The 3,455-nt window shown below is 37.1% G+C and carries 2 protein-coding genes; both read right to left on the minus strand.

Annotated features, from left to right (window positions below; translation table 11 throughout):
• Positions 1-137: 137 nt before the first annotated feature.
• Entirely contained in the window at positions 138-1,046 is a 909-nt protein-coding gene (locus CPT76_RS38620; RefSeq protein WP_219845517.1) for a hypothetical protein, read from the minus strand.
• A gap of 281 nt (positions 1,047-1,327) precedes the next feature.
• A complete protein-coding gene (locus CPT76_RS38625; protein WP_219845518.1) occupies positions 1,328-2,863 on the minus strand; it encodes a type I restriction-modification system subunit M in 1,536 nt (511 codons plus the stop codon).
• Positions 2,864-3,455: the final 592 nt, after the last annotated feature.

Genomic DNA, 3,455 nt, shown 5'->3' on the forward strand with positions numbered 1-3,455 from the left:
GAANATTTTTGGCAAAGGCATCGTTTCAATTTTTGATAAGATAGATTCATTTTCAATATATTCCTGAAGGAAATACTCACTGTCAATTCTGGAAGTTATATCAACCCCAGAAAAGTTTACTTCACTCCACACTGCCATTAGTTTACCCTCCAAAAATCAAACCCATGTTTTTGGGCGAACTTTATAAAGGATTCAGCAATACATATTTGATTTTCTTCAAGAGTGTTGATTTCGTTCAACTCTTCAGGACCCAAACTAAAATTAACCAAATCTTGATCAATAATAGGTTGGCCATCATCATACTCAATCAGGTTGCCGTCTTCATCAATCAAGTATTGATAATCTCCTGAATTATTTTTTCCACCTCGATCAGATACAGCCATAAAAATAGGGTAATCTAATTCTTTGGCTACCTCAGCATCTATCCATCGTTCTTTAAGAGTTGCTATTCGCTCATTATCTGAAAGCATAAGTTCTAGTTTTCCTTTATTAGTTAATTTTTTTAGTTCATATTCAGCTTCGGGAATTGCCCTTTCAAGCACCTTTATTTTAGCTTTAATCCCTTTACTTTTTTCTTTTTGCTCCTCTTTCAACGTTGCTAGTTCTGCTTTCAACCTCTCTTTGATCGGTTTCAATTCAGCATTTAGTTCTTTTTTAGTTCCAGTCCAACTGGAAGAGATGATTTCAATCTCCTGTTGAGCCTTATTGGAAATAGCTTCTAACGCAGAGGACATGTCATCTAGTTTTGACTTTTCCCTCAATAATTCCCTTCTTAAGGACTCAAAATTCTCTTCAGCACGTGCCACCAAATCCTCCAACTCAAAATTCTCTCCAGCTTCTTCATTTGCATTATCTTCACCATCATCTGAAGCTTCTGCTTGTACGTCACTAAAAGTCTCAAATAAAAGTTCAGAAATGTCCTCAGGGATATTTGCCTCAGGGATATCGCTGTATGATTCAAACTCAGTAATGAGAGCTTTGATCTGTGACTCATAGTCGGGGCATGCTGCAGCAACCTCTTGCTTAACTGCATTGATCTTTCTCAATTCAACCTCTGTATATTTTTGTACAAATATTACCGAAGTTTTTGTTCCGGTGTGAGGCTTAAATGTGTTCGGATGAAGTCCAACAACAGCTAGAAGTCGTGCCTTACGAAGTATCCACTCACGGATGAAGGCAAGAGAAGAGTTATTGAACTTACCTTGTGTAAATTATAGCAGCACGTCCACCGGGTTTAAGAAACTTTAATATCCGCTCGATAAAGAGAACATCACGTTCCTCTTTGGCACCTTTATCCTTTGCCCGTTTTAGAGCTGGTTTCCCCAAGTCATAATTGGCTAACATCTTTTTTATCCTTTATCTCACCAGCAAAAGGCGGGTTGGCAAGGATAACATCAAATTTTAGTTCATCAAAATATTTCCAGGCCAAATCATCATCTCTAAGTACATTTGCTTCATCTTCTTTAGAAATTGGTTTTGGGATTAGTTTGGCCTCGATCAGCTTTGACATGAGCTTTTGCCCAGACTGAGTTTCGTACCAAGTCTTAGGGTCAAGGCTGCTGACATCGGGTCCGAAGATATTGGTATGACCATCACCAGCAATAAGCATGAGGGCACGAGAGGTCTTTGCCGCGCGTTCTTCAAAATCAATGCCCCATAGATATTTTGCTGCGTATCGATGCTTTCTTAACTCACGACTATCATTATCGTTTGCAGGATAGCACCACTCCATTGTATGCAAAAGAAACCCAGCGGAACCACAAGAAGGATCTAAAACAAATTCACTTTTTTTCGGATTTAGCATACGAACACACATCTCAATTACGTGTCTTGGAGTGAAAAATTGTCCCTTCTTTTTCTTCGCTTCTGTTGGGAGAAGATATTCAAATGCGTCATCCATGATTCTTAAATTTGAACCCATCAAACGAACACCTTCAATTGGACCGACACATACTTGAAGGTGTCTCTTGGTTAATTCAATATCTTCGCCTTCTTTAAATATGCCCGGCCACTCTTCACATGCTTTATGAAAAAGATTGTTAATTCGTTCATAAGTAATCTCAGGATCTAAAGCTTTACTAAATTGCACTTCTTGATTCGCCCTATTCTCAAGCGCCTCTTTCTCATCCCAAATTTTCGCAAATATAAGCTTGAAAATCTCGTTAAACTCATCTTTTCCACTATCTGCAAGTACCAGTTCCTCTAAGTCCTCTATAATCTTTTTAAAGTTAAAACTCTTTTTTAAATGAGCCAGGGTCTTCTTTGCTTCAAGGACATCCTTTGGTTCTTGTCCTCTTTTGGGAATATCCACAAGAGTATCATCAAAATTAGCAGGATATGGGCGATAAAGAATAATACTATCACTACCATTAGACCAAACACCTACAGGAGATCCTTCGGCATTAAGATAACTCTTAAGTTGTTCAATACCATCCTTACGTTTTGGCTTTTTTACTTCAATAATAATTTTAGGAGTCGTCTTTGTGTTATCTGTGTAAACAACTATATCGGCAGCCTTTGCATTAACTTCTGTACCGAAATGAACGCTCTTTTCTAGTTCAATTTCATCTGTTTTATATTCATAATGGTTAAGAAGCTTATATACCCAGAGCTGACGGACGATTTCTTCGGGGTTGGATTTTCCATTTTCATCAAAGACTTGTACTTCTTCCTTACCTGATGAAAAAGCAACAAAACTTTTCATAACGTATCTGATCTTTCCAGCATCACGACCAGATTCAGAAATTCTTGGGTAAATATTTATTATTTCGTACAATGGTTTATCCAATGTATCGAATTCAGTTAGATCATATTTAGTCGTTGGATCTTTAAATATGCGGTCTAAAATCTCTTTAGTATCCATAATAGATTCTCAAATTCCCCTTATTCATATAGTTAAAATCCGATTATTGATGTATGCCAATCATTGCAGATTTGCCGTTCTATCTTGCTAGACGAAAAATTGCATTTATGTATTATTATATCATGTATTCACAAGCCAAAGTAGATTCAAAGTCAGCAGCTCCTGAGCGATACATTGTTTTAAATGATACTAGATCTGTGAATAAGTTCTGTTTATTCCATTAAATTATAAAGGGAACTACACAATAAAAAGGAGTATATTTCCAATGTCAAACCCAGCATTTTAAAGTAATAGTCTATATAAATGAAAACATAATGATTTAAAGGAAAAAGTCGACTTCAAAAAATAAAAGTCTGCCTAAAAGTGAGAGAAATTATCCATTTTTTAGGCAGACTTTTCAAGCCATTTTATGAAATAAAAGTATACACTCCCTTCATCGTACCGCGCAGCGCGTCGCTGATGGTCTGTTTCCCGATCCAATAGCGCTCCCTTCTTTACCAACGCGATGGTACCAGTCACCCGTGATAGAGTTTTTTTGGCGCAACAGAAAATATAAGTGCCGAATGAGTGGGTGAGCCGCAAACACAAACTA

It is taken from the genome of Paenibacillus sp. AR247 (assembly GCF_002968895.1).
Taxonomy (GTDB): domain Bacteria; phylum Bacillota; class Bacilli; order Paenibacillales; family Paenibacillaceae; genus Paenibacillus_AQ; species Paenibacillus_AQ favisporus.